This is a genomic window from Tenacibaculum profundicola (assembly GCF_057220795.1).
Map to the genome: position 1 here is coordinate 1,601,865 of NZ_CM170137.1, position 26,513 is coordinate 1,628,377.

Below are 26,513 nucleotides of genomic sequence, written 5' to 3' on the forward strand. Positions count from 1 at the left end.
TGACATTATGACTTTTCAAAAAGACGCGAGCTTTGACTCCTACTCATCTATTCAACATAAAAATGTTAATAACTCTACCTAAAAACAACAACCTCAAATTTTGTGTAAAACTTGTCATTATTGTATCTTGCAATGTTTTAGAAAACACGTGCTTTTTACGGCATGCTTAAAAGGGGGTTTTATGAGTTATAAAATTCACTTTTTTTTATTAAATAACAAGTACTAATATTTTAAAGAAAAATATATGGCAGATGGTGAAAAGTTGATTCCTATCAATATTGAAGAACAAATGAAATCAGCATATATCGACTACTCTATGTCGGTAATTGTATCAAGAGCTTTACCTGACGTACGTGATGGCTTAAAACCTGTGCACCGTAGGGTTTTATTTGGAATGCATGAACTAGGAATAAAAGCTACAGGAACCTATAAGAAGTCGGCAAGAATAGTTGGTGAAGTTTTGGGTAAATATCACCCGCATGGTGATACTTCTGTTTACGACTCGATGGTTCGTATGGCTCAAAATTGGAGTGTGCGATATATGATGGTCGATGGACAGGGGAATTTTGGTTCTGTTGATGGCGATAGCCCTGCGGCTATGCGTTATACAGAGGTGCGTATGCAAAAAATATCGGAAGAAATGTTATCCGATATTGACAAAGACACGGTAGATCATAAATTAAATTTTGATGATACGTTACAAGAACCAACTGTACTACCAACTCGAATCCCAACTTTACTAGTTAATGGTGCTTCTGGAATTGCTGTGGGGATGGCTACCAATATGGCACCTCACAATTTAACAGAAGTTATTAATGGAACCGTTGCCTACATTGACAATCGAGATATTGACATCGATGAGTTGATGCAACACATTAAAGCTCCTGATTTTCCTACTGGAGGAATTATTTATGGTTATGACGGCGTAAGAGACGCATTTCATACTGGACGCGGACGCATTGTCATGCGAGCAAAAGCGACTATTGAAGAAGTGAAGGGGCGTGAGTGCATCATCGTTACCGAAATCCCATACCAAGTTAACAAAGCAGAAATGATTAAAAAAACTGCTGACCTAGTTAACGATAAAAAATTAGATGGAATTGCCACTATTCGCGACGAGTCTGACCGAAAAGGAATGCGTATTGTTTATGTTTTAAAACGAGATGCTATTCCAAACATTATTTTAAATAAGCTTTTTAAGTATACACAACTACAAACTTCGTTTAGTGTAAATAATATTGCTTTGGTTAAAGGGCGCCCGGAACAACTAAACCTAAAACAACTTATTCATTATTTTGTTGAGCATCGCCATGAGGTAGTGGTTCGCAGAACAGAATATGAATTAAAAAAAGCAGAAGCACGTGCACATATTTTGGAGGGATTAATTATTGCTTCCGACAATATAGATGAGGTGATCTCAATTATTAGAGGTTCTTCCAATGCTGATCAAGCTCGTGAAAAATTGATTGAACGCTTTGAACTAACAGAAATTCAAGCGCGTGCCATCGTAGAAATGCGTTTACGTCAGTTAACTGGTCTGGAGCAAGACAAGTTAAGAACTGAATATGACGAAATCATTAGAACTATTACTGATTTAAAAGATATTCTTTCAAATGAGCCTAGACGTTATAAAATCATAAAGGAAGAACTAGTTCACGTCAAAGAAAAATACGGTGACGAACGTCGTTCAACTATTGAGTACGCTGGTGGAGACATGCGTATTGAAGACATGATTCCTAACTCAAAGGTAGTAGTTACTATTTCTAACGCTGGTTATTTAAAAAGAACCAATTTAGACGAGTATAAAGTACAAAACAGAGGTGGTCGTGGTCAGAAAGGTGCCACTACTCGAAATGAAGATTTCTTAGAACATTTATTTGTAGCCACCAACCATCAATATATGATGTTCTTTACTCAAAAAGGAAAAGTGTTTTGGATGCGTGTTTATGAAATACCTGAAGGTGGTAAAAGCACTAAAGGAAGAGCTATTCAGAATCTAATTAATATTGAGCAGGACGACAAGGTTAAAGCCTTCTTAGTGACTGCCGATTTAAAAGATGAAGAATATATCAACAGCCATTATGTAATTATGGCCACTAGAAAAGGGCAAGTTAAAAAAACCTCTTTAGAACAATATTCGCGTCCAAGGGCTAATGGTATTAATGCAATAACCATTAAAGAAGGAGATGAATTACTAGAAGCAAAGTTAACTACTGGTGATAGCCAGGTAATGCTTGCACTAAAATCTGGAAAAACTATTCGTTTCGAAGAAGGAAAAACTAGGCCTATGGGTAGAACTGCTTCTGGTGTGCGAGGAATTACCTTACAACATGATAAAGACGAGGTAATAGGCATGGTTTCTGTGAACGATATGGACAGTAATATCCTGGTTGTTTCGGAAAAAGGATATGGTAAACGTTCTAAACTGGAAGATTATCGTGTAACGAACCGTGGAGGTAAAGGTGTTAAAACATTGAATATCTCTGAAAAAACAGGTAACTTAGTCGCCATAAAAAACGTTGATGACTCAAATGATTTAATGATTATCAACAAATCAGGACTTACCATTAGAATGGCAGTAGAAGATCTTCGAGTAATGGGTCGTGCTACTCAAGGGGTTCGTTTAATTAATATTAAAAATAATGACAGTATTGCTGCCGTTGCTAAGGTTATGCATGAAGAAGAAAATGAAAATGGCATAGAAATTGAAAATGATGACAATGAAAATGATAACCAAGAACAACAATAAATAATATCTAAAATGAAAAAACAAATTTTAGCACTTTCTTTAGGGGTGGTATCAATGGGAGCTTTTGCACAAAAAGCGGAACTTAAAGCCGCTGAGAAAGCAATAAAAAAACAAGAATTTAACAGTGCTATTTCATCAATTACCGCAGCCGAAAAGTTAATTGCGGATGCAGATGATAAATACAAATCAAAATTCTACTTCTTGAAGGGTAAAGCGTATGTTTCAAAGAAAGATTACAGAACTGCTGCCAAAGCTTTTCAAAATTTAATCGCTTTCGAAAAAGAAACAGGAAAAAACAAGTATTCTAAAGAAGCAGAACCTTTATTAAATAGTATTATTCAAGATGTTTCAAACAAAGCAGTAGCTCTTTATAACAAGAATAAAGATTACAAAGCAGCTGCCGAGAATTTTTATTTAACCTATCAATTAAGCCCAAGAGACACCTCTTTTGTATACAATGCAGCCGTTGCTTCTACACAAGGAAAAGACTATGAAACGGCATTAAAATACTATTATGAGCTAAAAGACTTGGGGTATTCAGGAATCGAAACAAAATACCTAGCTACAAACGTAGCTACTGGTAAAGTTGAAAACTTAGGTTCTAAAGTACAAAGAGATTTAATGGTTAAATCTAAGCAATATATTAAACCAGAAGACCAAGTTTCTGAGTCGAAAAAAGCGACTATCGTTAAAAATATTGCTTTAATATTGAAAGAACAAGGTAAAACAGAAGAGGCTATTACAGCCATGGCAGAAGCACGTAAATCAAATCCAAAAGATTTGAATCTTATCTTAAATGAAGCTCAGTTATATATTGACATCGAGCGAATGGATAAGTTTGGTGAATTAATGAAAGAAGCGGTGGCTCTAGATCCTAACAACCCAACTTTATATTACAACTTGGGTGTAGTTAACTTTAATCAAGGAAGAGTTGAAGATGCTAAAAAACACTACGAAAAAGCCATCGAATTAAAACCTGATTATTCTGATGCCTACATGAATCTTGCTGTTGTTATTTTAGAAAAAGACAAAGCAATCGTTGAAGAAATGAACAAAAACTTATCTAATTTTAAAAAGTATGATGAGTTAGCTTTGCAACAAAAAGAAGTGTATCAAGAAGCGGTACCTTATTTAGAAAAAGCTGATGGTCTTAATAGAAATATGGAGACTGTTAAAACGTTAATGAATATTTATGAAATATTAGAATTAACTGATAAAGCAGATAAATTTAGAAAACTTTATAAATCTATGAAGTAACAAAAAAGAGTTAGTGTTAAAACTAACTTCTTTCTATAAAAAAAATCAGGCTCGCGGCCTGATTTTTTTTATAGAATATATTTTCTAGTAGACATTAATCAAAATCAGTGTCCATTTTTAAATAATCTAAAAACTCTCTCTTAGTTTCTTTATCTTTAAACTTACCACCAAATTCTGCGGTTACGGTGCTACTCTCGATATCTTTAATTCCTCTTGAATTAACACACAAGTGTTTCGCATCAATAACACAAGCAACATCCTGTGTACCAAGTGCTTCTTGTAATGATTGTACCACTTGCATCGTCAATCGTTCTTGTACTTGAGGTCTTTTCGCAAAATATTCAACTATTCTGTTCATTTTAGAAAGCCCAATGACTTTTCCACTAGAAATATACGCCACATGTGCTCTACCAATAATAGGTAATAAATGGTGTTCACAAGTTGAATATACTACAATGTTCTTCTCAACCAACATTTCTCCATAATTGTAATTATTGTCGAATGTTGATGCTTTTGGCTTATTCGCTGGATTTAATCCCATAAAGAGCTCACTCACATAAGCTTTAGCGACACGCTTTGGCGTACCTTTTAAGCTATCATCAGTTAAATCCATTCCAAGCGTTTCGAGTATATCTTTTACACTCTCTTGAATTTTTGCTATTTTCTCCTTGTCCGAAATATCAAAAGCATCCTTACGCAATGGTGTTTTCGCAGACGTACCAACGTGATCCTCCCCTATTTCGTCAATTCTATCGTCGTTCATAGTATTATTTAGTTCGAACATTATTTTAAAAAATTGATTTTGCAAAGATACGACAATCTAACTAGTTAGTTTACCAAATCAACTATTTCATTTAAATCTAGTAAATTCTGTTCTCCAGTTTTCATGTCTTTCAATAGAAATTTACCACCATTACAATCTATTACTACAAATTCAATTTGTCTACCCGTAGCATATTTCCATTGTTTCTTTTGCTGTTTATTACTTGTTGCAACATCAGGATACATCTCTGATTTTACATTCTTTTCTCGTAAGCTCTTAATTGCTTTTACCTTGGTTAAACTTTCGTTTTCATCAAAGTTTAAAAACAATATTTTAGGTTTTGGAAGTTCAACTACATCAAATAACCCTAGCTCTTCCATTACCAAATAAATTCTATCTAACCCGAAAGAAATTCCAACACCCGATACATCTTTTAAGCCAAAAATCCCTGTTAAATCATCGTATCTTCCTCCACCTCCAATGGAACCCATTTTCACTCCTTTTGGTGCCGCAATTTCAAAAATAGCTCCTGTATAATAATTTAATCCTCGCGCTAAGGTAACATCTAACTCTAAGGTTGCAGATATCAATCCTAGTTCAGCAATTGTATCAAAGATAAAACGCAACTCTCGTACTCCAGTCAATCCTTCTGTAGAGGTTTCTAACATCTTTTCTAAAGCAGCTAATTTTTCATTACTTCCTCCCGAAAAACCAAATAGCGGGTCTACTTTTTCTATTGCTTCTTCCGAAATTCCTTTAGATAACATCTCCGTTACAACCCCATCTTTACCTATTTTATCAAGCTTGTCTAGAGCTACCGTAAAATCAATTAATTTGTCTTTTGCTCCAATTACCTCAGCTATTCCCGACAATATCTTACGGTTATTGATTTTAATGGTCGTTCCTTGCAAGCCAAGCTTACTAAAAGCCGTGTCATATAATTGAATAAACTCCACTTCTTGCCATAAAGAATTACTCCCTACCACATCAGCATCACATTGATAAAATTCTCTAAAGCGCCCTTTTTGTGGACGATCAGCTCTCCATACTGGTTGAATTTGATAGCGCTTAAATGGAAATGAAATCTCATTTTGATGTTGTACTACAAAACGTGCAAAAGGCACTGTTAAGTCGTAACGCAATGCTTTTTCAGAAATTTCAGATATTAATTTTTGACTATTTTTTTCTGACAACACGTCATTATCTACCTTTTTCAAATAGTCTCCAGAGTTTAATATTTTAAAAATTAAACGATCGCCTTCTTCACCGTACTTCCCCATTAACGTGGAAGAATTTTCAAAACTTGGTGTTTCTATCGGTTGAAACCCAAAGTTTTCAAACGAATGTTTTATAGCAGAAAATATATAATTTCTTTTTGCCACTTCTGTTGATGAAAAATCTCTGGTTCCTTTTGGGATACTTGGTTTCATAATAAACTATATTCGATTTTGGGTTGTGAATTATCATTACTAATTGTTCACAGTACAATTATTTCCTGCTTCATTAAAGGCACAAATATCCGAATTAATCGGGAAATTAAGAAGTTTTATTTTTGCGTTTTAGTCGATAAATTGTTGCATTCAATTCGAACCCTAAAAGTAAGATTATGGCATTTAACCACACAAACAACATAAGAATGAGTAAGGTTCCTATTGAGCCATATAATTCATTATATTTTGCAAACTTAACTACATAAATAGCAAATAAATAAAATGAAAACATTGACACTACTGTGGTAAGAATGGCGCCAGGTGAAAAAAACCTAATTTCTTTGCCTTGTTTAGTTCCATAACGAAACAACAAGGATACAATGGTAAAAACCATTAATAAAAACAAGAACCCTCTGCCGTAGTAAAACAAATCCAAGTCATTCGTGTCAAACCAGCCCTTTTCATTAATCTTTGTCAAAGCGATTTGATATAAAATCACAAAAACCACTGTGATAATTAAAAAGAACGACATAAGCAGTGATACACCCAATGAAATAATGTATCCTCTTACAAGCGTTCTATATTCTTTAACGTGGTAGGAATATTCAAACCCACCAAAAATAGCATTTACCCCATTTGTCATTAAAAAAATAGATGCTAAAAAACCAAAAGAAAGCAACCCACCATACTGATTATTCAAAATATCTTTTAAAACTCCATCAACAGCTTCAAATGTTTTTGGCGGTAATGCTTCTTGAATTAACGAAAACAATCCATCTTGAAAGCCTGCAATAGGCATATAGGGTATCAGTGTTAATATAAATAACAAAAAAGGAAATATTGCCATAAAAAAACTAAAGGCAATACCTCCAGCCCTAGTAGTTAACGCTCCCTTTACAATTCCAATAACATACATTTCAAGAACATCGTATAACGACAATCCTTCTAACCCCGGTATTTTAATGGTTTTACCAAAGCGCACCAACAAATTTATAACCGGTATTTTTTCTAACTTATCTTCAATTGTTCTTATCATTGAGCGCTGTTATTTAATCGGTTCTTACTCTACCTTTATTTGATATTTATTCAATAAATTAGCTAGGTTTTCCCTCGAGAATATTGCTCCTTTTATATTGTTTTTTTCAATATCAATACAGAAATTTTTAGCCGTACTAAAATTGGTGCTTTGTAGTTTCGTTTCATCAAAGATAGCTCCATTTAAATTACTGTTTTCAAAATAGCAATGCTGAGCGTCTGCTTCCGTAAAATCGACTTCCAACATCTGACAATCTACAAACTGAAAATTATGCATTTTAAGGCGATAGAAAGACGAAAAATCTAATTGACAACGTGAAAAATGTATTCGAAGTAAAAATGGATCTACTTCAAAAAATTTAACTCCTACTAATTTTGAATCAACAAAATTCACCTCCTTAAAGCTCGTGTCTTTCAATCGGGCATTACTCAAATTACAATCTACAAACTCACATTCTAAAAACTCAGAGCCATTGATATGTAGCTCAGAAAAATCACAATTTTTAAAAGTACAAGAATCAAAGTCAGTTTTACTCAGTTTTTCACTGGTAAAACTGACTTTGGAAAATATTTCATTGTCAATATAATCGTTCATTAATTACATGTTAACTTATCTATTATCTTAACCCTCTTGCTTTTAACATAGGTTCAGCCTTAGGATCACGTCCTGTAAAAACTCTATACATCTCAGCATAATCCATTGTATTTCCCTTTGACAATATCTGCTCTCGGAACTTTTGTCCATTTTCACGAGTTAGCAATCCATTGTTTTTAAACCAATCATAGGCGTCATGACTCAACATTTCTGTCCATAAATACGAATAATAACCCGCTGCGTATCCTCCACTAAATATATGAGCAAAATACGTTGAACGGTATCTTGGTGGAATTTCAGCTATTTTCAGTTTCATTTTCTCTAGCGCTTCTTCTTCAAATTTTTCCACATTTTCAACCTTCGTCTCCGTCGAAATGGTGTGCCATTGCATATCTAAATTAGAAGAGCATAAATTTTCTATAATTGAATATCCTTGATTGAAAGTTCCTGCGTTTTTAATTTTTTGCAATAATTCAGTAGGTATAACTTCTCCCGTTTTATAATGTAAGGCATAATTATTTAATATTTCGGGGTGAGTGGCCCAATTTTCATTAAACTGAGATGGGAATTCAACAAAATCTCTGGCAACATTTGTTCCTGAAATAGATTCATATTTTTGATTTCCAAACAACCCATGTAACGCATGACCAAATTCATGAAAAGTCGTTTCAACATTATCAAAACTAATAAGTGCTGGCTCTCCTTCTGCTGGTTTGGCATAATTACAAACATTGTATATTACTGGCTTTTGTTTACGTAATTTAGATTGTTTCACAAAAGCACTCATCCAAGCTCCACCTCGCTTACTATCTCTCGCAAAGAAATCACCATAAAACAACCCTAACTTACTACCATCTTCTTCAAAAATTTCATAAACTACCACATCAGGATGATACGTTGGAATATCCGATCGTTTTTTAAAGGTTATTCCATAAAGCTTTGTCGCTACATAAAACACTCCTTTTTCGAGTACATTGGTTAATTCAAAATACTGTTTTACTTCTTCTTCATTTAAATTGTATTTTGATTTACGAACTTTTTCGGCATAGTGATTCCAATCGTATGCCGCTAAGGTAAAATCTTTTCCCTCTTTGCCAATCTCTGCTTGAATTTCATTAATTTCTGACGTCGCCTTCTCCAAGGCTCCTGGAATTAACCCTTTAAACATCTCAAAAACTTTTTCAGGTTTTGAAGCCATTGTTCCTTGTAAACTCCAGCTAGCATAATTATCAAATCCTAATATTTGCGCCTTTTTTACTCTTAAAAGCGCCATTTTCTTCACCAATTCACTGGTATCGTACTCCCCTTGGTCTGATCTATGAATTGATTTTTCAAACAATGCTTTTCTTGTTTCTCTATTTTCAAGTGTTTGCAATAAGGGCTGTTGAGTAGTATTGATAAGTTGAACTTCATACTTCCCTTCTTTTTCAATCGATTTTATTTTGTCTTTCGAAAGCCCTTTTAACTCTTTTATATCCGTTACTGTAAGACCTCCTTTTTTACTAGCATCTAATAGTTTTTTTCCAAAATCATTAGAAAGTTCTGCTAACTGAGCATTGAGTTCTTTCATTTGTTTTTTCATCTCTTCCGATAAGTTCGCACCTGCTTTCACAAACTTTCTGTAGTACTCTTTCACTAAATGTTTTGATTCACTATCTAAGGTTGAAACCTCTAAGCTTTTGTACACCAATTCTATTCTTTCGAATAATTTAGTACTCAAGAAAATTTCATCATTGTGTTTCGAGTACTTAGGTGCTAATTCTTTTTGATTTTCTTTGATAACATCATTTGTATGAGCTCCTGCTAAAGCGTAAAACACAGCATTTACCTGATCTAATACTTTATCACTTTCTTCTAAAGCTAGAATAGTATTTTCAAAATTAGGAGCTTCTTTGTTTTCTATAATTTTAGCAATTTCTTCATTTTGGATTTCCATTGCTTTCAGTATAGCCGGCATAAAGTGCTCATCTTTTATTTTTGTAAAGTCTGGAGCTCCATAGTCTAACGTACTTTTTACTAATAATGGATTGTCAACTGTATTCATTTTTAATTCTTTTTTAGCTTCTTTAATGTTACAAGATGTAATCAATATTAAAGTTACTATCACTATTGCATATTTATTCATTATACTATTTTTTATTTAATCTACTGCTTTTAAACTTAAGTCCAAATTATAAACAGAATGAGTAAGGGCTCCTGAAGATATAAAATCAACACCACACTCTGCATAGTTACGAATTGTTTTTTCGTTAATCCCTCCTGATGATTCTGTTAAGCATTGATTTCCTATCATTTCAACAGCTTTACGAGTGTCTTCATAATTAAAATTGTCTATTAAAATTCTATAGACTCCTTCATTTGATAAAATCTCTTTGATTTCCTCCAAATTACGAGCTTCTACAATTATTTTGATATCTAAACCTTTGTCAGCAAGGTATTTTTTTGTTTTCGTAATAGCCTGGGTAATTCCTCCCGCAAAATCAATATGGTTATCTTTTATCATAACCATATCATATAACGCAAATCGATGGTTTTCTCCCCCTCCAATTTTTACTGCCCATTTTTCTATGGCTCGAATTCCTGGTGTTGTTTTACGAGTGTCAAGCACTTTTGTTTTTGTTCCTTCAAGTAAATTAGCAAAAAAATGTGTTTTCGTAGCAATAGCACTCATACGTTGCATGGCATTCAACACCAATCGCTCAGCTTGTAAAATAGATTGAGATTTCCCTGAAACGTAAAAAACTATATCGCCATAAGCGACCTTTTCCCCATCATGGATTAATGTTTCTACCTTTAAATCTTCATCAACGTAGGCAAATACTTTTTTAGCAAATTCAACACCTGCAATAATCCCTTCATCTTTCACTAATAACTTTGCTTTCCCCTGTGCATCATTTGGTATACATGATAAAGACGTATGATCGCCATCTCCTATATCTTCTCTAATGGCATTGGTTATTATTATCTCTAGTTCGCTATTGAATTGTTCTTTTGAAATCATTGTTCTATATTCTTGTTGTAAAAATACTAATTCGTAATTCATAATTCATAATTTTACCCCATGAAAATAAAGTTACTCGTTATTGGTAAAACAGATAGCAAACCTCTAATTGCGCTAATTGAGGAATACCAAAACCGTTTAAAGCATTACATAAAATTTGAAGTTGACATTATTCCTGACATCAAAAATGTAAAGAATCTAAGTGAAGCTCAGCAAAAAGAAAAAGAAGGAAACTTACTTTTAGCGAAGCTTCAAAATACTGATCAACTTGTTTTATTAGATGACAAAGGAAAGCAATTTTCGTCAATTGAATTTTCTCAATACCTCCAAAAGAAAATGAATTCAGGTATTAAACAACTGGTATTTGTTATAGGTGGTCCGTATGGCTTTTCAGATGCTGTTTATAAAAAAGCCAATGGGAAAATATCTTTTTCTAAAATGACATTTTCCCACCAGATGATTCGTTTATTTGTAATAGAACAAATTTATCGTGGATTTACTATTCTTCGAAACGAACCGTATCATCATGAATAGTTACGACAAAAAAAATTCCGGGTGTATATAAACTCTATAGATATTATATTAGACAACTTCTTTTCAAAAGTACGATTCTCATAAACTGCAAGTAATTTACGCTTCTTCATTTTATTGGTAAAGACAGGTGAAAAACATTCTCATTAACCCCTACAAAAAACCACTTGTTTAGTTACTTTCACAAGACTATAACAAACAAGGAGTTATCAATATGAAAAGACACACCCAGCTATTGTTTATTAGCGAATCTGTACAAAACTATTATTTCAATTATTACTGTCGGTACTAAAAGGAACAAGCCCAAATAAGCTAAAATAATTGTTGCCAAACAAACCCCTACAATTATTTCTAAAATGGCGTTAACTTGAATTAGTGTTCCTAGCTTATGTTTAAGTTGCAATAAACTGAAACCAAAAACTATTTGAAGACTCCCAAAAACTATTGATTTAATTAACATACTAGCAGCTAGTGTTTCTCCAGAAGCGTCTATACTCAAAACATCATATAATTCAGATATTCCGTATACAATAATGAATATATACACCACTATTTCTAATAATTTTGATGCGTATATTTTAGATATTTTCCAAAAACCTAAAAAGAACAGTGCAAAGGATATCGTTGATATCAATTTTATGATAGAGTAAGGGATATTATCAAAATACGGAACATTATCAATCGTTTGAAAAACATCTGCAATTGATTCAATAAAACCTATAACTAAATATACAATTCCAAAAATCCATGCTATCGTTACTATTTTTTTATCTTGTTTATTTATTACAACTTCATCTTCTAAACGGTCTATATGATAGTCCGCATCTAATGCTTGCAATATTGTTTTTACAGTAAAGCTCCGAGGTGTTGTTTCCCCTGCTTCAATTCGTTGAATTGTTCGAACACTAATATTGCATTTCTCAACAAGTTCCTCTTGTGTTAATCCTTTTTGCTTTCTTAAGTCGGAAATCTTTTTTCCTAATCCTGGCTGTTTCATAATGTATATATTTTCATTTTCCATACAATATTAGTTTAGGGTTTTAAATTGACGAAAAAAATAGCCAGTATTTCACCCGACATTCACACGACATTCCTTTATTTACAATAGTTACACCAACTATTTAATATTATTGTTATACAATAAAACATCTTACAAAGATGATAAAAAATACTACATTTGTTAGTTCTAAACTTACTTTGAATGAAATTAGTTTTTGCCACAAACAATCTAAACAAGTTAGCGGAAGTTCAAAAAATGCTTCCTGATACAATTGAGTTACTTTCTTTAAAAGACATCAACTGTTTTGATGATATTGAAGAAACAGCCTCGACCTTAGAAGGAAATGCTAAAGTTAAAGCAAACTATGTTACGGAGAAATTTGGATATTCTTGTTTTGCTGATGATACTGGATTAGAAGTAGACAGTTTAAATGGAGCTCCGGGTGTGTATTCTGCTAGGTATGCTGGTGAGCCTTCCAATGCAGAAAACAATATTCAAAAACTATTAGTAGCTCTTGAAAACAACATAAATAGAAAAGCACAGTTTAGAACTTCTATCTGCCTAAATGTTAATAATGAGCAATTTTTATTTGATGGTATTTGCAAAGGAGAAATCTTAACAGAGAAAAAAGGAGGAAAAGGGTTTGGTTATGACCCTGTTTTTCAACCCCAAGGATATCCTATCTCTTTTGCTGAGATGTCATTGGAAGAAAAAAATAAAATAAGCCATCGTGGACTGGCTATTCAAAAGCTTGTGGAATTTTTAAAAGCAATCAACTAATTGAAGCTACCAAAAACATACACCAAGCACTTTATTCTATTAGCAGTATTGCTCATACTATTTTTTCTTTTAAATATTAGCTTAGGCTCTGTTGCGATTCCTTTAGATGATATACTGGATATACTGCTTGGAAACCCTGCTTCTAAACATAGTTGGCACACTATTATCATTAACTACCGACTTCCGAAAGCAATTACAGCTATTTTGGTAGGTTCTGGATTATCAATTAGTGGCTTATTGATGCAAACCTTGTTTAGAAATGCCCTAGCAGGTCCTTTTGTTCTAGGAATTTCTTCTGGCGCAAGCTTAGGGGTTGCTCTGTTTATTTTTGGCTCAGGAATGTTCGGAGGCGTTTTCGCAAAACTTATTTTTTCAAACTGGTCATTAGCCTTTGCCTCAAGCATCGGTGCATTTTTGGTTCTTTCTGCTGTTATTATTGCCGCAAATAAGGTTCGTAATACCATGTCAATTTTAATTATTGGCCTAATGTTCGGTTCTTTTACCTCGGCAATTATTAGCGTTTTATCTTATTTTAGCGAAGCAGAACAAATTCAACAATATCAATTTTGGGGCTTCGGTAGTTTAGGCAATTTAACTTGGAGTGAAATTTTTGTATTTGCTGCTATTTACCTTACAGCTATTATCATAACCTTTTCAGTTATTAAACCTTTAAATAGTTTTCTATTGGGCGAAAACTACGCCAAAAGTTTAGGGATTAACACCAAAAGAAGCAGAATTATTATTTTACTTGTAACCAGCCTTCTTACAGGAGTCATAACTTCTTTTTCGGGGCCTATCGCATTTATTGGCTTGGCTGTGCCTCATTTAGCAAAAATTACATTCTTAAGTTCAAACCATAAAATATTACTTCCTGCGGCTGCTTTACTAGGCGCAATCATTTTATTAATCTGTGACAGTATTGCTCAACTACCAACGAGTTCTTTTGTTTTGCCTATAAACGCTATTACATCGCTATTTGGAGCTCCTATTGTTATCTGGTTACTCGTGAGAAAGAAAAAAATATATGTGTAAGTTTTGTAAATATTGAGCCGTGAACAAAAATACTTATCTTTAACAAAATCTATGCGTTTAATATGAAAGAACCCATCTTAGAAACAGAAAATCTTTCTATTGGTTATGCTGATAAAAAACAAAAAAACGTCATTGCCTCAAATATCAATTTATCTATAAACAAAGGGAAATTCGTCGTTTTGTTAGGTAAAAATGGTATAGGTAAGTCTACCTTGCTACGGACTATTTCTAAAGTCCAAAAACCACTATCTGGTCATGTGAAGATTAAAAACAAAAACCTAGAGGAATACTCTTATCAAGAATTAGCGACTTCCTTAAGTTTAGTACTGACTGAACGCTTACCTCTAAGTCAATTAACCGTCATAGAATTGGTAGCTCTTGGTAGACAACCTTATACCAATTGGATAGATAAACTAACACATAACCACTTAAAGAAAATACTTTGGGCTATTGAACTTACAGAAATTAGTCATTTAAAAGACAAGTTGTTTTACGAATTGAGTGATGGACAATTGCAACGAGTTCTTATCGCAAGGGCTTTAGCTCAAGATACTGAAATAATTATCTTAGACGAACCCACAGCTCATTTAGATATTCATCATACTTTTAAAGTGTTTTCGCTTTTAAAGAAACTTGTTAAAACTACTCAAAAAACTATTATAATCTCTACGCACGAAATCAATTTAGCGATTCAATTGGCTGACGAATTCGTATTGCTTTCTGAAAATCAAATACACACAGGAACCTCTAAGGAACTGATTAAAAAAAATGCTTTTGATACTCTTTTTCCTAAAGAACTTATAATTTTTAACAAAACATTAGAACAATTCGTTATCAAGAAAGACTAAATTTGGGGGTTACAGAATAACAATACTGTTAACATTTAATCACCAAATTTAATTACTATTAATGAAACAACTATTATATCTGGTAGCAAGTGCAGCGACACTTGTAGCTTGTGGTTCTAGTAAAGAGACATCAGGAATTGAAAATGATCGTGATGTTGATTATGCCATCGAGTTTGCTGAAACCATCACGGCTAAAGATCTTGGAAAACACTTATTTATCTATGCTTCCGATGAATTTGAGGGAAGAGATACTGGTGAACCAGGGCAAAAGAAAGCTGTAAAATATTTAAAAGACTTTTATGTAAGTCAGAATATTAAATCTCCTATTGGAAATGGTGATTATTTTCAAGAAGTGCCTTCTGCTTATTTGAGTAACAATCAAAGAGGTCAGGCTTTAAAAGACTCAGAAAATGTGGTTGCTTTTATCAAAGGAACGGAAAAGCCAGACGAAATTATCGTTATTTCTGCACACCTCGATCATGAAGGTATTAAAAATGGAAAGATATACAACGGAGCTGATGATGATGGATCCGGTACAGTAGCAATCTTAGAAATTGCAGAAGCCTTTAAAAAAGCATCTGATATAGGTAAAGGACCTAAACGTTCCGTTTTATTTTTACATGTTACAGGTGAAGAAAAAGGATTGTTAGGTTCTAAGTATTACACAGAAAACCCAATTTTTCCATTGGCAAATACCGTTACCAACTTAAATATCGATATGATAGGTAGAGTTGACGACCGTCATAAAGGAAATCCAAACTATATATACTTAATAGGTTCTGATAAGCTAAGTACTGAACTACATACTATTTCTGAAGCTATGAATACAAAATACACAAAAATAGGCTTAGATTATAAATATAACGATGAGAATGACCCAAATCGATTTTACTATCGTTCTGATCACTATAACTTTGCTAAACACAATATTCCTATTATTTTTTACTTTAATGGCACGCATGCCGATTACCATCAACCAACGGACACAGCAGACAAAATCAACTACGAAATGCTTAAAAATAGAACTCGTTTGGTTTTCCATACTGCTTGGGAAATTGCCAATCGTGAACATCGTATATTGGTTGATAAAGTTGAAAAATAATAGTTATTGACTATTTAAATTACTCGTTTATAAAAAACTCGCTTTAAAGGCGAGTTTTTAATTTATTACTTTAATAACAGTTTCCTTATTTTTAGTTAAAACAACCAAATATTTCCACATCCGCATACTTCGGTTTTCATCAAAGATAAGCACTGAACAGAGATCACATTCAATATTTGCATCATCGCTAACTATGAAATAACAAGTGGTATTCAATGGTTATATATAGAATATAAAACATAGATGAAAAAAGTAATATTTCTCCTTTACCTAGCCATTAACTCTTACGTTGTTGTTAATGCGCAACAAAAAACCAACAATACGAATAAATTTAAGGTTCAAATTCTATTTGTTGGAAAATAGCCTTACATACTACAATAACCTTCCAAAATTACTACAGAAAACAGCTAAATATAAAGGAGGTATAATGCAAAGAAACAACTAGGTGATTTTACCTAAAAATCAGTATAATCCGTTTAAAGGAAAGATCGTCATTTTAGTATACAGTAGTATCAAAATCATAAAAGGTATAAACTATTCCCATACATGCAAATCGAAAAAGATAAAGTACATTTTTTTAGTTTCAGTGTATTGCTACCTTTCCTTCGGCACGAAATTATGTACTCTTCCCAGGAATATGCATGAATATATTAGTAAATTTGCGTGAGGATTATAACATAGGTAAGAAAGCATTGCGTTCATCGTTAAATAGTGTTACCGAATTAAATAGTATTATCAAACTCTATTATTTTTTAGCCTCTAAAAAATAATAGAGCTAACTGTATTATGTAATAGTTAGTTGGTCACCATGTGTATTATGAGAAATTTACTTTTAGTTGCGTTTATTACATTTAACTTTTTGGTTTCATGCCACGAAAAACATAGATCAAAAAAAGATGTAATTCAAGTAAAAAGCTCCGACTATATCGTCGATACTATCTCCTTTTCATTTAATGCCACTAACTACAGAAAGAGTCTGGGTCTAATAAGTACCAATAAATTTATCCTAACAGAAGATATTATAAGTTCTTTAGGTAGCACCACAATTAAGGAGTGCTTTGGCACCTATAAAAAATTAGATTCAATGCTTTTCTTATATCCAAAAAATAGCGTGATCACCAAGATATCAGAAAACCACAAAACACAAGAAGAAAAGACTGTATTTGAATATAAAGAAAGCTTAACCAAAATAAACACTATATACCAAATTGTAAACTGGAACAACAAGCAATATCTATTGTCTGAACAATTCTATTCTATGAGAGATTATGATCAAAAAAATGACTACCAAAGATTTGCTCATTATCATAACTTAGGTATTGAGCCCGATGAAAGTGGTTACTATTTTACTCGAAAAATCAATACTAATGATAATATTTATAAACCCCTCAATATAGCATCTATTCCTAAAAAATGGCAGAGTTATTTTTTAGTAAAACCTATCACCGCAACCATTATTGACCGCAAAAAAAAAGTCAAAACGAATAGGTATATAAATCGTGATTTGGTGTATTGGAAAATTAAAATTGATAAAGGTTTCAATGATGGGGTTAAAAAAGGATTTTCTTTTTCCACAGAATATGAAGATCTTTTTATTGAAATAGATTCTATATTACCAGATACTAGCTTTGGGGAATATCGTATAAACGATATTGAAGAGGAATTCATAAAAGTTGGAACGGAAATGAAAACTCAATGGTAAAAAATTTAGAACTTAAGTCCGTAGTGACAGATTTCCATTTAAAATTACAATACGTAAAACACCTGTAGAGAACAACCTTGACCCCTACCACCTCAAAAACACTGATCCTCAATGCTTTATAGGTTTTTTTTTGAAAATTGAATTTATTTTCATTGTTTCTTCAAAACCACAAAAAACAACTATAAAGCAACTCTAATCTTCATAGATTCTAAAATGGTGACTCAATATCATACGTCTATACCTAAAAACAACTCGCTTAACGCTAAATAACGGATGCACGCTATACTTTAAACTACTTTCATATAGACTTACAAACTGATCAAAAAATCATACGATCAACTCACTAAACCGACAATCACAGCAATACAGTCCGGTATGCACATAAGCTATTTAGACCACTAAAACTTCAATAATCCGTAAAACTTAATCAACGGATCAATCTAAATAAAAATACTGAATTATACATTGTGGAGTCCAGAAACCACCTAAAAAACGGGGCGTAATTCCAAAAAGCCTCACTAGTAGGAATAAACAAATACCACATTATGAAAATACAAAGAGACGAAAAGCACTTGCATTTTAAAATAACATCAGTACTCATTACCAACAACCAAACAAACGTTAGACGATCTATTAGTTTCGATCACGACGAGGATTTAGGGAAAATTTCAGACTCTATTAACGGACCTGCAAGAAAAACACAAGCCCATGCTGATAGGATAGTCAAAGAAAGAATAATTATGAATCCTAATGAAATGATTACGAATATAAACTGGAGAAATTATACCGTATAATACTGGGAATTTAAAAATATACTTCTTTTGAAATATCAAAAACATCACTTTCTTAAGAAGTAAATAATGATAAAATCATCACAGTTTTTATTACATTTCTTAGCCCTTGTTTTATACATAACTTAAGATTCTTTAATGAGTTTCACCCCACAAACTTTAAAAACATTTTAAACTAGCCCCTAAAAGGCTAGTTTTCTTATTTTTACAAATGGTATATTAAAAACTTCGTGACTTGTCTTCACAAAAATGCTTTGTAGAAGTATTTTTATTCTCCTCCATAAACTTCCATTAAACACTAATTATGGAATAGAAACAATCGGAATGGACAAATCTATTGAAATGATTGAAGATGCCAAATCTAGATTTCCAAATATAAACTTCCAGGTTGGTAATGCAGCAAATTTTAAATTCGACAAAAAATTCGACTTCATATTTTCTAATGCCACCCTTCATTGGGTAAAAAATCATAGAGGTGCTATAAAATCTATGTATGAAAACCTAAAACCAAATGGAAAAATTGTACTTGAATTTGGAGGCAAAGGAAACATACAAACGATTGTTAAACAACTGAGAAACTCTTTATTAAACAGAGGTTATATAGAGCAATCTAATTTGGATTTATGGTATTTCCCTTCCATTGGAGAATATTCAGTAGAACTCGAATCCGCAGGTTTTCGCGTTCTTTTTGCAGAGCATTTTGATCGCCCAACAGAGCTCGCTAGTAAACAAACAGGAATTAAAGATTGGATTTCAATGTTTGCAGAAAGCTTCTTCAAAGGTGTTGATCACAGGCATATCGAGGAAATAAAAGACGAAGTACAAGAAAAGACACTGCCTAAATGCCTAATTAACAATACATGGTTTGCTGATTACAAAAGAATTAGAATAGTGGCAACAAAAGAGACCTAACGTTTGCTAATACTCAATAAAATGTATAAAAAAATCATTTAGCTATACATATATTCAACATTAAAAAACCAGTTTGTAAACTACAAAATAATACTTATTTTCGGCTACTGCAAAGCTATGGTTTTTAACTTAAGCCCGAAGTATGCTATATGTGCTCGTATTGGCTTTAATTAAAACAAAAATTATGAATAGAAATTGTAAACAATTTTTAATTGCTATCGTACTAACTTTATCAAGTTTTATTTCATTTGGACAAAATTTTGAAGGTTGGATTACTTATAAAGTAGAAGTTCATAACCCCAACCCTGAAAAGATTCCAGATAGTACTTGGCAGAAAGGAATAAAAGAACAGTTTGGAGAAAAAGGATATATGCTTCAAAAATATTTTTATAAGGGTCCTAATTACATTTCAGAAATTGAGGCGGGTAACCAAAATGGATTTCAAGTATTTAATCCTAAAGACGGACTGCTATATAGTTGGCAAAAAGGTTCGGATACAGCCTTCACTGTTAACAGTAGAGAGTCTAAGGATGATCTGATAGAAATAATAGAATCCGATGAAACAAACATTGTATTGAACATAGCTTGTAAAAGCATTGTAGTAAAATCAAAAATGGGACAAATGACTCTTTGGTATAACAGTGAATATCTTAAAATGGACGCAAAACTTTACCAAGGTCATGTTTATGGTCATTGGGAAGGAATCCTTCATAAAATAAGGTGTCTTCCGCTCAAAATAGAACAAAAAGGATTTATGAGCTCCATTACTCAAACTGCAATAGCTTACAAACACGAAGAAGTAAATTTAACAAAGTTTACAATTCCTAAATTTAAAACTATAACCGGTAACGCAAAAAACTAAGAACTAACTAAATTCAAATGTATTCTACAAAGGTCTTTGTTTACCATTAAAAAAATAAAATGAATAAAAATTTAAGTGTACTTATCGTATTAATTTTTACGACAACTCTATTTAGTCAAATTGACTCAACAAAAGTCGCTTTCGTGTCTTACTGGTCAATAGGAGATAGTTACGATTTTAAAGTCTCAAAAATACAACAGCAATGGAAAGAAGGTAAACTTACCAAAGACCAAAAACAAAACTACATTGCTAATTTTACAGTAATTGACTCCACAGAAACTTCCTATACTGTTAAATGGAGTTATGAAAACGAGCTAGGCAACACCTATAAAATTCCAGAAGAATTACTGGATAAGTTTTCTAAATATAAACTCACTGAAATCAAATATAAAACTTCAGAGGTTGGCGACTTTATTGAAATTCTGAATTGGAAGGAAGTCGGAGAAATTATGAACAATATGTTTGACGATATCGTTAATGTTCTAGCAAAAGAAGATCAAAAAACACACGATGCTTTAAAAAAAGCAATGGAACCTTACAAACAAGCTTACAGCACAAAACAAGGAGTTGAACAATTAGTCTTAAAAGAATTACAATATTTTCATTTTCCTATGGGTGTAGAATATGATATCACCAAGCCTTTAACCTATGACGATGAATTACCTAATATGTTTGGAGGAGAACCTATAAAAGCTAAAGCCAAGCTGTATATTGAAGATGTCAATTTTGAAGATAGCTTTTGTACCGTTAAGCAAGAAATGAACCTAGATCCGAAGGATACTGTAGAAATGCTTAAACAAGTCTTTAAACTGATGAAATATGAAGATAAAGAAATGGAAAAAGCGCTAAAAACAGCTGTTTTTCAAATTCAGGATCGTAATGTTTATGAATATTACTATAATCCTGGAATTCCGCATAAAATTGAGACTACAAGAAAAACACTCATTGATATTGATGACCAAAAAGGAAAAAGAATCGATAAAACTATTATTGAATTAATCTATAATGAATAAAACCTTTTGAATTAGATGGTTTTACTCAAAAAAATATCGTGTGTTTACAACGTACCTAGAACACCTACTCACATTCAAGATATAGTCGTTTATGCTAGTGTGTAGAACCTCTTATACGATTTACAGATAAATATTTCGTGTATAGGTATTGAATTATTTTAAGTTAGTTTAAGGCATAAAACTTTAGCATAGCCAAGCTATGGTTAAGTTTTATAACGCAAAAATAGCTACAAAAGAAATAATAGATATGCGAAATATTTATTTGTAAATCGTATTATACCAGTTATTTTTTGAATTTACTGTAAAAGAAAATGGTATTATAAATCAATCTCTTTTAAAGCATTGATATTATTACGTTCTAAAAAGGCATCAATTGTTTCGAAATGTTCTATGACACGCTGATCTTTAAACTCAAATACTTTTTGAGACAAGCCTTGTAAAAAGTCACGATCGTGTGACACTAGCAGTAAGGTACCGTCAAAATGCAGTAAAGCTTCTTTAATAACATCCTTAGAGCGGAGGTCTAAATGATTGGTAGGCTCATCCAAAATCAATAAGTTCACCGGTTCTAGAAGAAGTTTTACCATAGCTAAACGGGTTCTCTCTCCTCCTGATAATACTTTTACTTTTTTATCAATATCGTCACCACCAAACATAAAACGTCCTAAGATATTTTTAATCTGTGTGCGAACATCTCCTTCGGCAACCTCATCTACTGTTTGAAATACGGTTAATTCAGGATCTAATAACGAAGCTTGATTTTGGGCAAAATACCCCACTTTAGCATTATGACCTAAACCACATTCTCCTTCAAAATCTATTTGTCCCATAATCGCTTTGATCATCGTTGACTTCCCTTCCCCATTGCGCCCTACAAATGAAACTTTCTCTCCACGAGCGATCGAAAAACTGGCATCTTTAAACACGGTCAAATCACCATATTTTTTGGTAAGTCCTTCCACTCTTACTGGATAATCTCCCGAACGTGGAGACGGTGGAAAACGCAGTTTTAATGACGAGGTATCAACCTCATCAATTTCTACAGGAACCAATTTTTCTAGCATACGTTCACGTGATGCCACCTGGTTGGTTTTAGAGTAGGTTCCTTTGAAACGTTCAATAAAAGCTTTGGTATCAGCTATGAACTTTTGTTGTTCTTCATAGGCTTTTATTTGATGTGATCTACGCTCTTTACGCAACTCTAAATAATGAGTATAATTGGCTTTATAATCATGAATTGTACCCATTGTTACCTCAATAGTTCTATTGGTAATAGTATCAATAAAAGCCTTGTCATGTGATATCACTACCACTGCCTTTGCTTTATTTATTAAAAAATTTTCTAACCAAATCACCGATGCTATATCCACGTGGTTAGTAGGCTCATCTAATAAAATTAAATCGGGTTTTTGTAACAAAATTTTAGCCAACTCTATACGCATACGCCATCCGCCACTAAACTCTGATGTAGCTCGATTTAAATCTTCCTGTTTAAATCCTAAACCTTTTAATGCCCTTTCTACCTCCGCTTCATAGTTAATTTCTTCTAAAGCATAATAGGTTTCGCCCAGATCAGAAACTCGCTCAATAATTTTCATATATTCTTCTGATTCATAATCAGTGCGTGTTTCTAGCTGTTTGTTTAAAGCTTCCATTTCATCCTTCATCTTAAAAATGGTATCAAACGCTTTCGAAGCTTCTTCTTTAACCGTGCAATTGTCTTCCATTAGCAAATGCTGCGGCAAATATGCTATTACTGTATCTTTAGGTGACCGAACACCTCCTCTAGTCGGGTTTGTTAGGCCTGCGATAATCTTCATCATGGTCGATTTTCCCGCCCCATTCTTACCCATAAGGGCAATTTTATCGTTCTCATTAATTACAAAAGACACATCATTAAATAAGGTCTTTCCACTAAACTCTACCGTTAATTGATCTACAGTAATCATACCTATATATTTGGATCGCGAAAATAACTAATTTGACAAAAGCCTACCATTTTTTCAGAAAGCTTTTATTGTTATACTAGTTATTGTTTGAATTCACTGTAAAAGAAAATGGTATTATATAGATTCTTAGATAAGAGAACACAACCATTTCCATGCAGTCATGCTTGTGTTTTATCCCCTCAAAGTAATAGAGAAAATTCAGCGTTAAAATGGTATCACCTATAGATCGGTATTTATCCTAAACAATTACTGTCGATAAAACATTCTTTTCTCCTTTCGTCGTGATTAAAAAAATAGACCATCGCTAAGGCTTCTTAATTTTTTCAACTTGTATATAAAAGCAATCATTATCATTATCATTTTCTTTCACCCTCATTTCGAGTCAAAAACGGCATTAACCTAACAATCAAAGTGTATAAACAAACCGAAAAGTTACAAAACGAGGCTGTATAAATGTTTCTGAGCTAAAGGCTGAAAAATAATTGGCATTGTTTCTAACTTGCGACTCTATATTCAGTAAATTGGTAGCTTTCATTTCATATTCCCACTTTGCATCTCTATTTTTTCTGTAAGAAATCGTTGCATTCCAATTTTGAAATGACTGTGATTCACCATTTCCTAAATCTTGGTTGGTATATGCATAATTGGTACGAAAAGTAACTGTTTTCCATAGGTATGCATCCAATTCTATTGAGGGAGCATTTGTTTTGAATATTGTTTTATTGCTTCCTTGATTATTACGCGATATACTATAACGATACCTTATACTTATATTAGGAGCTTTTAAATAATTTGTTCGAATACCAGGTGTATACGTTTGCGTGTTTCTCTCATTTATCGATTGTACACCTTGAATAAACTGATTAATCTTACTGTAATTAAAGTTAGCATTTATACTCGCTCTAATCTTCCCAAATGTTCTTTGAACGCGACCAAATATATTAACATTTTCATCGGCAAAATTAGAGTTAAAAAACGTGCTTGTTCTAATAACATTTTCAAAGTCGGTTAAACTTCTTACCTGATCAATATTACTTGAATATGCCGCTCTTGCAAAAACATTTGTATAATTAAACAAATTAAAGCTACTGTAAAAAAGACTCAAATTATGTGATAATGCATTTTGAAGTTCAGGCGCTCCATATTGGATGCTATTATAGTTATTTAATACCAACCCTTCGGCCAAACGCGTCACGTCTGTAAATTGATTACGCATTTCATATCGTATCGTTAATGCCTCACTCTTTTTAAACTGGATTCTGGTTTCAAAGTCTGGTAATATTCTAAAAAAATTATTTTCGTATACCGTTCCAAATTGAATGTTCTTATTTCCGTAGGCATGCACAGAAAAGCCTGGGGTGACCGTAAATTTCCCCTTTTTAAAGCGATAATGTGCTCCTAAGTATACATCACTAAAATTATACTCAATATCATTATTGGCTTTTCCATCATTAATATTGGGAATTGGATCGAACCTTGATCCATCATTTAAAAACTGAAAAATAGCCGAGCTAAATTCTTGACGACTTAAAATTGTTCCTACTGTTAAGTTGATATTACTTTTGGAGTTGATGATATTATAATAATCTAATTTAGCATCTAATTGGTTTGACTTGATACGTCTATCCTGAGCTAGATTATACGAGTCTAGTGTTCTATCCAATCCTAGAGCATTTGCCGTTGTATCAAACGCATCATCACTACTATTGGGGTCATTCATTAGAATAGCATTATAAAAAGGGTCTTCATTTTTAAATAAATGTTGTGCCTCTAGCGCAAAAATATTAGTTTCATTAAGTGTATAGTAGTAATTTATATTTTGATTGATACTGTATGGTGTGACTTCATCTATTTGATTTGTAGTTCCTACTACGGATGAAAAAACGTTTTGATCTTGCCTATCATCCGATATACGTCCAATAATATCATAATCTAATTGGTTATTCACATTTGGTTTATACGACGCACTTAATTTAAGTAATCCCTGATTCGATCGTTCATTACTCGTTTGTTCTGTAGCTTCATCTGGAATACCCAAATCTCTATTTGTATACTGAACAAAACTTGTTTCTTTTGAAAGTATCTGACTACTATTAAGAATAAGAAACCCGCTAAGGTCTAATGATTTTTTAGGCGAATAACTAAAGTTACCTGTTGCCAATTGATTTTCTATTTGTACAGCATTATCCTGACTGGTTAAAAAGTTAAGGCTATTATCTCCCAAATTTATACTCGTACCACTACTTCTACTTGGTGTTCTGAAACCACCTCCAAAGCCTCTAATATCCCTGCGACTTAAGGCTATCTCTCCCACATTGTTAACATCTCCAATAAAATTAAGACTGTATTTAGGGCTGTAGTAAAATAATTTAGGCTGAACTACATAAAGCTCTTCTTTTGGTGCTGTTCCTGCTCCTACCGTGACATTACCAAACCAAAAATTTTCTTTTCCCTTTTTTAATTGAATATTTAAAGCTACATTATCCTGATTGTTTCTTACTCCGCTAAGTTGACCAACTTCAGCATAATTACGTAACACTTGTATTTTATCAACTGCTTTTGAAGGAATATTTTTAGTGGCTAGTTTGGTGTCTCCGTCAAAAAAATCTTTTCCATTAACCATCAACTTATTTACCACTTTGCCTTCCACTTCTACTTGCCCTTCTTCATTTATTTCTACGCCTGGTAATTTTTCAAGAACATCTTCTAACTTTCTTTCTGTTCCGTTTTTAAAAGAATCTGCATTGTATACCAACGTATCTCCTTTAATTATTACTGGCATTTCATAGGTTACTTCTACCTCGTCTAACACCTTATCTAATTGTAAGGTGAAGTCTTTACTTATGTCACTTTCTTTGGTTATTAAAACCTCTTCAAAAGTTTTCATGCCCACATAACTAACTTGTATTTTATACGACTGATTCTTTTTTAATGCTAATTTATACGCACCCTTTACATCAGTAATTCCATAAGATGCTAACAAACTGGTTGTTTTATCTATAGCTATAACATTCGCAAGCTCTAAGGGACTATTCAAACTGTCTTTTACAACACCTTGAAGATTTAATTGGGCATAAAAATTACTAGTGATCACTAAAATCAAAAAACTAAGTACTTTTTTCATGATTGACGTTACTTAAATATTTTAAAAATATACTTAC

21 protein-coding genes are annotated in these 26,513 nt (G+C 32.7%); 12 read left to right on the forward strand and 9 right to left on the reverse strand.

Going from position 1 to position 26,513, the window contains the following annotated elements:
* Positions 1–244: 244 nt before the first annotated feature.
* Together gyrA and AC2TDS_RS06755 are read left to right on the forward strand one after the other, a co-directional pair.
* Complete coding sequence (gyrA, locus tag AC2TDS_RS06750) at positions 245–2,749, forward strand: DNA gyrase subunit A (protein ID WP_484738339.1); 2,505 nt, start codon at positions 245–247, stop codon at positions 2,747–2,749.
* A gap of 12 nt (positions 2,750–2,761) precedes the next feature.
* Positions 2,762–4,006, forward strand: coding sequence for a tetratricopeptide repeat protein (locus AC2TDS_RS06755; RefSeq protein ID WP_484738340.1), 1,245 nt, complete (start codon positions 2,762–2,764; stop codon positions 4,004–4,006).
* A 94-nt stretch (positions 4,007–4,100) separates the two neighbouring features.
* On the opposite strand, the gene folE is transcribed toward AC2TDS_RS06755, so the two are convergent.
* The 6 genes from folE to nadC form a co-directional block, all read right to left on the reverse strand.
* A complete protein-coding gene (gene folE / locus AC2TDS_RS06760) occupies positions 4,101–4,790 on the reverse strand; it encodes a GTP cyclohydrolase I FolE (RefSeq protein WP_484738341.1) in 690 nt (229 codons plus the stop codon).
* A 44-nt stretch (positions 4,791–4,834) separates the two neighbouring features.
* Positions 4,835–6,199 carry a histidine--tRNA ligase gene (hisS, locus tag AC2TDS_RS06765; protein ID WP_484738342.1) on the reverse strand — a complete coding sequence of 455 codons (1,365 nt, stop codon included), beginning with the start codon at positions 6,197–6,199 and terminating at the stop codon, positions 4,835–4,837.
* Between the two features lie 106 nt (positions 6,200–6,305).
* Positions 6,306–7,235: a YihY/virulence factor BrkB family protein gene (locus AC2TDS_RS06770; protein ID WP_484738343.1), complete on the reverse strand. Its 930-nt coding sequence runs from the start codon at positions 7,233–7,235 to the stop codon at positions 6,306–6,308.
* 24 nt (positions 7,236–7,259) lie between these two features.
* Positions 7,260–7,829, reverse strand: coding sequence for a pentapeptide repeat-containing protein (locus AC2TDS_RS06775; protein ID WP_484738344.1), 570 nt, complete (start codon positions 7,827–7,829; stop codon positions 7,260–7,262).
* A gap of 22 nt (positions 7,830–7,851) precedes the next feature.
* Positions 7,852–9,954 carry a M3 family metallopeptidase gene (locus AC2TDS_RS06780; RefSeq protein WP_484738345.1) on the reverse strand — a complete coding sequence of 701 codons (2,103 nt, stop codon included), beginning with the start codon at positions 9,952–9,954 and terminating at the stop codon, positions 7,852–7,854.
* A gap of 15 nt (positions 9,955–9,969) precedes the next feature.
* On the reverse strand, positions 9,970–10,830 hold the full coding sequence (gene nadC, locus AC2TDS_RS06785) for a carboxylating nicotinate-nucleotide diphosphorylase (protein WP_484738924.1): 861 nt from the start codon (positions 10,828–10,830) through the stop codon (positions 9,970–9,972).
* 60 nt (positions 10,831–10,890) lie between these two features.
* Here nadC and rlmH point away from each other — a divergent pair, with 60 nt between their 5' ends.
* Positions 10,891–11,364, forward strand: coding sequence for a 23S rRNA (pseudouridine(1915)-N(3))-methyltransferase RlmH (gene rlmH / locus AC2TDS_RS06790; protein ID WP_484738346.1), 474 nt, complete (start codon positions 10,891–10,893; stop codon positions 11,362–11,364).
* A gap of 229 nt (positions 11,365–11,593) precedes the next feature.
* Here the strand turns inward: rlmH and AC2TDS_RS06795 are convergent, their stop codons facing one another.
* Entirely contained in the window at positions 11,594–12,358 is a 765-nt protein-coding gene (locus tag AC2TDS_RS06795; RefSeq protein ID WP_484738347.1) for a helix-turn-helix domain-containing protein, read from the reverse strand.
* Between the two features lie 204 nt (positions 12,359–12,562).
* On the opposite strand from AC2TDS_RS06795, the gene AC2TDS_RS06800 reads away from it, so the two are divergent.
* From AC2TDS_RS06800 to AC2TDS_RS06840, 9 genes are all read left to right on the forward strand, one after another.
* Positions 12,563–13,141, forward strand: coding sequence for a non-canonical purine NTP diphosphatase (locus tag AC2TDS_RS06800; protein WP_484738348.1), 579 nt, complete (start codon positions 12,563–12,565; stop codon positions 13,139–13,141).
* Entirely contained in the window at positions 13,142–14,173 is a 1,032-nt protein-coding gene (locus AC2TDS_RS06805) for an iron chelate uptake ABC transporter family permease subunit (RefSeq protein ID WP_484738349.1), read from the forward strand. It begins immediately after the preceding gene.
* 62 nt (positions 14,174–14,235) lie between these two features.
* Complete coding sequence (locus AC2TDS_RS06810; protein WP_484738350.1) at positions 14,236–15,021, forward strand: ABC transporter ATP-binding protein; 786 nt, start codon at positions 14,236–14,238, stop codon at positions 15,019–15,021.
* A 61-nt stretch (positions 15,022–15,082) separates the two neighbouring features.
* A complete protein-coding gene (locus AC2TDS_RS06815) occupies positions 15,083–16,123 on the forward strand; it encodes a M28 family metallopeptidase (RefSeq protein WP_484738351.1) in 1,041 nt (346 codons plus the stop codon).
* A gap of 817 nt (positions 16,124–16,940) precedes the next feature.
* Positions 16,941–17,825: a hypothetical protein gene (locus AC2TDS_RS06820; RefSeq protein ID WP_484738352.1), complete on the forward strand. Its 885-nt coding sequence runs from the start codon at positions 16,941–16,943 to the stop codon at positions 17,823–17,825.
* A gap of 545 nt (positions 17,826–18,370) precedes the next feature.
* Entirely contained in the window at positions 18,371–18,619 is a 249-nt protein-coding gene (locus AC2TDS_RS06825) for a hypothetical protein (protein WP_484738353.1), read from the forward strand.
* 246 nt (positions 18,620–18,865) lie between these two features.
* Entirely contained in the window at positions 18,866–19,528 is a 663-nt protein-coding gene (locus AC2TDS_RS06830; RefSeq protein ID WP_484738354.1) for a methyltransferase domain-containing protein, read from the forward strand.
* A 184-nt stretch (positions 19,529–19,712) separates the two neighbouring features.
* Complete coding sequence (locus tag AC2TDS_RS06835; RefSeq protein WP_484738355.1) at positions 19,713–20,390, forward strand: hypothetical protein; 678 nt, start codon at positions 19,713–19,715, stop codon at positions 20,388–20,390.
* A gap of 59 nt (positions 20,391–20,449) precedes the next feature.
* On the forward strand, positions 20,450–21,403 hold the full coding sequence (locus tag AC2TDS_RS06840; RefSeq protein ID WP_484738356.1) for a hypothetical protein: 954 nt from the start codon (positions 20,450–20,452) through the stop codon (positions 21,401–21,403).
* 317 nt (positions 21,404–21,720) lie between these two features.
* Here AC2TDS_RS06840 and AC2TDS_RS06845 read toward each other — a convergent pair whose 3' ends face one another.
* Together AC2TDS_RS06845 and AC2TDS_RS06850 are read right to left on the reverse strand one after the other, a co-directional pair.
* Positions 21,721–23,352: an ABC-F family ATP-binding cassette domain-containing protein gene (locus tag AC2TDS_RS06845; RefSeq protein ID WP_484738357.1), complete on the reverse strand. Its 1,632-nt coding sequence runs from the start codon at positions 23,350–23,352 to the stop codon at positions 21,721–21,723.
* Between the two features lie 406 nt (positions 23,353–23,758).
* Positions 23,759–26,476, reverse strand: a complete 2,718-nt coding sequence (locus AC2TDS_RS06850) for a carboxypeptidase-like regulatory domain-containing protein (protein WP_484738358.1) — start codon at positions 26,474–26,476, stop codon at positions 23,759–23,761.
* Positions 26,477–26,513 lie beyond the last annotated feature (37 nt).